General features: G+C 62.6%; 7 protein-coding genes. 2 read left to right on the top strand and 5 right to left on the bottom strand.

The features are described 5' to 3' along the window. Both murJ and ACFFAR_RS23115 read left to right on the top strand, forming a co-directional pair. The coding region (gene murJ, locus ACFFAR_RS23120; protein WP_375508536.1) for a murein biosynthesis integral membrane protein MurJ at positions 1 to 796 on the top strand (796 nt) is incomplete at its 5' end. Further along, positions 796 to 1,641 carry a SirB1 family protein gene (locus ACFFAR_RS23115; RefSeq protein ID WP_062167823.1) on the top strand — a complete coding sequence of 282 codons (846 nt, stop codon included), beginning with the start codon at positions 796 to 798 and terminating at the stop codon, positions 1,639 to 1,641. The genes murJ and ACFFAR_RS23115, both read left to right, overlap by 1 nt. A gap of 57 nt (positions 1,642 to 1,698) precedes the next feature. Here ACFFAR_RS23115 and ACFFAR_RS23110 read toward each other — a convergent pair whose 3' ends face one another. The 5 genes from ACFFAR_RS23110 to lpxK form a co-directional block, all read right to left on the bottom strand. Beyond that, entirely contained in the window at positions 1,699 to 2,457 is a 759-nt protein-coding gene (locus ACFFAR_RS23110; protein ID WP_174364271.1) for an SDR family NAD(P)-dependent oxidoreductase, read from the bottom strand. Between the two features lie 120 nt (positions 2,458 to 2,577). After that, the gene (adk, locus tag ACFFAR_RS23105; RefSeq protein ID WP_075360039.1) at positions 2,578 to 3,240 is read right to left on the bottom strand and encodes an adenylate kinase; all 663 of its coding nucleotides are present in this window, start codon (positions 3,238 to 3,240) and stop codon (positions 2,578 to 2,580) included. 297 nt (positions 3,241 to 3,537) lie between these two features. Then, positions 3,538 to 4,347, bottom strand: coding sequence for a 3-deoxy-manno-octulosonate cytidylyltransferase (kdsB, locus tag ACFFAR_RS23100; protein WP_174364272.1), 810 nt, complete (start codon positions 4,345 to 4,347; stop codon positions 3,538 to 3,540). A gap of 34 nt (positions 4,348 to 4,381) precedes the next feature. Beyond that, positions 4,382 to 4,588 (bottom strand): Trm112 family protein, encoded by a 207-nt coding sequence (locus ACFFAR_RS23095; RefSeq protein ID WP_060858061.1) that lies wholly within the window; start codon positions 4,586 to 4,588, stop codon positions 4,382 to 4,384. Next, entirely contained in the window at positions 4,569 to 5,564 is a 996-nt protein-coding gene (gene lpxK, locus ACFFAR_RS23090) for a tetraacyldisaccharide 4'-kinase (RefSeq protein WP_375508537.1), read from the bottom strand. The genes ACFFAR_RS23095 and lpxK overlap by 20 nt, the downstream gene beginning before the upstream one ends. Between the last annotated feature and the right edge of the window lie 3 nt (positions 5,565 to 5,567).

Genomic DNA, 5,567 nt, shown 5'->3' with positions numbered 1-5,567 from the left:
CATCAACACGAATATTGCGTCGCGGCTCGGGCCGGGCGCGGTGTCGTGGATCAATTATTCCGACCGCCTGATGGAGTTTCCGAGCGCGCTGCTCGGCGCCGCGCTCGGCACGATCTTGCTGCCAAGCCTTTCGAAGGCGCATGTGGACAAGGATCCGGTCGAATACTCCGCGCTCCTCGACTGGGGGCTGCGCATCACGTTCCTGTTGGCCGCGCCCAGTGCAATTGCGCTGTTTTTCTTCGCCCAGCCGCTCACGGCGACGCTCTTCGGCTACGGCAAATTCGATGCAAATTCCGTCGTCATGGTGGGCCGCGCGCTGGCCATGTATGGCATCGGGCTCGTCGGCCTGATCCTGATCAAGATCCTTACGCCCGGTTTTTACGCGAAGCAGGACATCAGGACGCCGGTGATCATCGGCATTGTCGTGTTGATCGCGATTCAGTTGAGCAACCTGGTCTTCGTGCCTATATTCGCCCACGCCGGCCTGACCTTGTCGATCGGGCTGGGCGCGTGCGCGAACGCGACGATGTTGTTCATCGGATTGAGGAAGCGCGGGATCTACCAGCCATCGGCGGGATGGACGCGTTTCTTCGCCCAATTGGTCGGGGCATGCCTCGTGCTGGCGGGAGTGATGCACTGGGTTTCGGGTAACTTCGACTGGATTGGCATGCGTGCTGCGCCGCTGCAGCGCATCGCGCTTCTTGGAGCCAGCCTGGTTGTATTCGCTGCGCTATATTTCGGTATGCTCTCGGCGATGGGCTTCAAATACGCGTATTTCAGAAGGCGAACGATGTGATGACGACGACGCGCATGCTCGACTATTTCACTTCGCTGGTGGCGGAGGACGAAAGTCTGCCCCTCACCGAGGCGGCGTTGTCGCTTGCGCAGGACGCGTATCCCGACCTCGATTTGCAGGGCGTGCTGGCGGAGATCGACGAACTCGTGCTGCGGGTTCGCCGCCGTATGCCGGAGGACGCCGATATCAAGCAGAAAGTCGGCGTGCTGAATCGTTTTTTCTTCCGCGAACTCGGCTTCACCAGCAATCTGAACGACTATTACGACCCGGATAACAGCCACCTGAACATGGTGCTGAAGCGCCGGCGCGGGATCCCCATATCTCTCGCGGTCGTGTATCTGGAGATGAGCGAGCAGCTTGGTATCCCAGTGCGCGGTGTGTCGTTTCCTGCGCACTTCCTGCTGCGCGTCACTACGCCGGAAGGCGACGTGATGCTCGATCCGACCACCGGACATTCGCTCTCCGAATCCGCGATGGTCGAAATGCTCGAACCCTATGTACAGCGGGTTGGCGAGTCGATTGGCAGCGCGTTGCGCGTGCTGTTGCAACCAGCGACGCGGCGGGAAATCATCGGACGAATGTTGCGCAATCTGAAGAGCATTTATCTTCAGACGGAGCGATGGCAGCGCTTGCTCGCCGTGCAGCAGCGGCTTGTGATCCTGATGCCGGGAAGCATTGAAGAGGTGCGGGATCGCGGTTTCGCGTATGCCCGTCTGGATTACCTGCGCCCGGCGATGGAAGATTTGCGTCGATACCTCGATGACCGTCCGGACGCCGAGGACGCAACCGTCGTGGAGACGGAGTTGCACGAACTCAGGCAACGCACGCAGCACGACAGCGACTAAGAATTCTGACTTTATAAAAGCGGCGGCGCATCTTCCAGGATGTGCCGCCGTTTTCGTTTACTTCGGTTGCATCCGGATTGCCCCGTCCAGGCGGATGACTTCGCCGTTGAGCATGGGGTTATCGAAGATGTGTTTGACGAGCATCGCGTATTCGTTCGGTTTGCCCAAACGCGACGGGAACGGCACCATGGCGCCGAGCGCGTCCTGCACTTCCTGCGGCATGCCGAGCAGCATGGGCGTTTCGAAAATGCCCGGCGCGATCGTCATGACACGAATGCCGTTGCGGGACAGATCACGTGCGATTGGCAAGGTCATGCCGACCACGCCGCCTTTGGACGCCGCGTATGCCGCCTGTCCGATCTGGCCATCGTAGGCCGCAACCGATGCCGTGCTGACAATCACGCCGCGCTCGCCGGCCGCGTTCGGTTCGTTCTTCGCCATGGCCGCAGCGCTCAACCGGATCATGTTGAACGTGCCGATCAGATTCACGCCAATGGTCTTCGCGAATACATCGAGCGAATGCGGGCCGTCCTTGCCGACCGTCTTCGCCGCCGGCGCGATGCCCGCACAGTTCACGAGTCCACGCAAACTGCCGAGTTGCGTAGCCGCCTCCACGGCGCGCTGGCCATCTTCCTCACGGCTCACGTCGCACTTCACGAACACGCCGCCGAGTTCCTTCGCGAGCTTCTCGCCGCCGGCTTCGTTCATGTCTGCAATCACGACCTTGCCGCCATGATCGCGGATCAGTTGCGCCGTCGCCGCGCCCAAGCCCGATGCGCCGCCGGTGATGAGAAAAACGTTGTCCTGGATATCCATGCTGTGTGCTCCTCAATGGTGGTGATGTGCGAAGAGATCGGTAGAAGCAAAAAACCCGCTCGGCCAATGAAGCACGAGCGGGTTTCGAAAAAGGCGTGCTTGCGGCGCCGGGCGTTGAGATCAGGTCAACGCTTCGAACACGCGCTGACGGATTTCATCGACGGTACCGAGGCCCGAAATACGCCGGTATTCCGGCGCCTTCAAACCGTTGTTGTCGCCGTGCTTCGACCAGTTGTTGTAGTAGTCGATCAGCGGCTTGGTTTGCGCCACGTACACGTCGAGCCGCTTCTTCACGGTCTCTTCCTTGTCGTCGTCGCGCTGGATCAGCGGCTCGCCGGTGACGTCGTCACGGCCTTCCTGCTTCGGCGGGTTGAACTTGACGTGATACGTGCGACCCGACGCCGCATGGACGCGCCGTCCGCTCATGCGCTCGATGATGTCCGCGAACGGCACATCGATCTCCAGCACATAGTCGATGGCAACCGCCGCCTGCTTCATGGCGTCGGCTTGCGGAAGCGTGCGCGGGAAGCCGTCGAACAGATAGCCGTTTGCGCAGTCCGGTTCCTGCAGCCGCTCCTTGACAAGGTTGATGATGAGCGTGTCCGGCACGAGCTCGCCCGCGTCCATGAAGCGCTTGGCTTCCACGCCGAGCGGCGAACCCGCTTTCACGGCGGCGCGCAGCATGTCGCCCGTCGAGATTTGCGGGATGCCGAACTTTTCCTTGATGAAGGTGGCCTGGGTGCCCTTGCCGGCGCCGGGGGCGCCCAACAGGATCAAACGCATGGTGATATCTCCGAATCGAATAGAAACCGCTCTCGCTGCGAGGCTTATCTGGCGTCCGGTCGCTATTCACAATTGCCCGGCAGACGTCCGAAACGAGGCGCGACGAGCCGAATTCGGGAGACGGCGCGGCACCAGTCGACATGGGCGCAAGGGAGCAAAGGCGCTGACCGGAAGGCTCGCGCTACCGGCCGATTATGCCATGCATCCTCGCAATGGCGACCCGAAAAAAGGCCGCAAAGGCTTGTTATGTGGGGCGTGGCGGGGTTAACGCGAGTTGCCCGGAAGCGCGCCGGCGCGTTAGGACGAAGCCGGAAACATCGCGCGTACGCGGGCGAGGTCGGTGGGGGTATCGACACCGGGCGGCGGTGCGTCGTTCGTGATCAGAACGGCGATGCGCTCGCCGTGCCAGAGCGCGCGAAGCTGTTCGAGCGCTTCCGCTTCCTCGATGGGCGCGACACTCAACGTGGGATAAGCCCGCAAAAACTTCGCGCGATACGCGTACAGGCCGATGTGCCGCAGCACATTGGCCGGAATCGGCGGGCGCGATGCGAGCGCGGCCGCGTTTGGCCATTCCTTCTGCCATGCATCGCGCGACCAGGGAATCGGCGCGCGGGAGAAATAGAGTGCGACGCTTTTTGCATCGAGCACGACTTTCACGACGTTCGGATTGAAAACGTCGGCGGGATCGTGGATGGGATGCGCGGCTGTGGCGATCGCGCACGACGGATGCGCCGCGAGATGCGCCGCCACGTTGCGCACGAGCGCGGGATCGATCAGCGGTTCGTCGCCTTGCACGTTGACCACGATGGTCTCGTCGCTCCAGCCGAAATGCGTGGCGACTTCGGCGAGACGATCCGTGCCGTTCGGGTGATCGGCGCGCGTGAGCAGTACGTCGAAGCCGTGTTCCTTCGCGACATCGACCACGCGCGGCGAATCCGTTGCGATCAGCACCTGCAATGCGCCCGACAAACGCGCCCGCTCGGCGACGCGCACGACCATTGGCTTTCCGCCGATGTCAGCCAGCGGTTTGTTCGGCAGCCGCGTGGACGCGAGCCGCGCGGGCACGACAGCAATAAAGGGCGGCACGACTGGCGTGTGGGCGTTCATGTTGGGGCGTTCGCGTCCTGGTGTTCGTTGAGGATCAGTTTCCGCTAACGGGTTTCAACGGATCGACGGGCGTGCCTTCAACCGTCTGACGTGCTTCGTCGGGCAGCATGATGGGAATGCCGTCGCGGATCGGGTACGCGAGCTTGTCGACGTTGCAGATGAGTTCCTGCGCCGCGCGGTCATAGGTGAGCTGGGTCTTGCAAATCGGGCAGACAAGAATTTCAAGCAGGCGTGCGTCCACGAATTTTCTCCACGACTAATGCGATGAGGCGGGGTTTGAGCACGGCTTCCACGGGAACGACCCAGATGCGCGCGTCACGCCAGGCCCCGAATTTTACTGCATCCTTCTCGGTGATCAGGATCGAATCGGCTTCGATGCCGGCAAACGGGTTGTCGCGGTAATCGTAGTGATCGGGGAACGCACGGGTCGAGAGCGTCAGGCCTTCGGCACGCAGCGACGCGAAAAACCGTTCCGGCGATCCGATGCCTGCCGCCGCCACGATCCGCTCGCCCTTGAACGCGGCGAGCGGACGGCGCACGGCGGGGTCGTCGAGCAGCCAGGCATCGCCGGTCGTGAGATCGAGCGAGAAGGTGTTCGGCCACGGCGGCAGCGCGCGTTCGTACGGGCTGTTGATCAGGGTGGCGTCGCGATGCCGCGACATCGATTCACGCAGCGGGCCGGCCGGAAGCAGGAAGCCGTTGCCGCCGAGGCGGTCGTCGAACACCACGAGCTCGAAGCTGCGCGCCAGGCGGTAATGCTGCAGGCCGTCGTCGCTCACTATTACATCCACCGATGGATTCGCCTTCAGCAACGCCTGCGCCGCCGCCACGCGATCCGGCGACACGACGACCGGTGCATGCGTGCGGCGAGCGATGAGAAGCGGTTCATCGCCGACTTCGGCGGGTTTGCTTTCGGGCGTGACAAGCGTGGCCTCATGGATCTTTGCGCCATAACCGCGCGAGACGACGCCCGGCTGGTAACCGGCGGCGCGCAGCGCTTCCACGAGCGCGATCACGGTCGGCGTCTTGCCGGTACCGCCCACGGTGACGTTGCCGACCACGACAACGGGCACGCCAACGTTGGTCTGCTTGATCCAGCCGAGCGCGAAAAACATACGCCGAATCGCAGCGATCAAACCGAAAACAGCGGCAAACGGCGTCAGCGACCACGCGACCCAGCCGCGCCGGCGCCATTCGCGGGCGAGGAAGTTTTCGATCGG

Origin of the sequence: uncultured Caballeronia sp. (assembly GCF_964243625.1) — a bacterium.
Taxonomy (GTDB): domain Bacteria; phylum Pseudomonadota; class Gammaproteobacteria; order Burkholderiales; family Burkholderiaceae; genus Caballeronia.
This window is presented reverse-complemented; position numbering and strand designations above follow the sequence as displayed.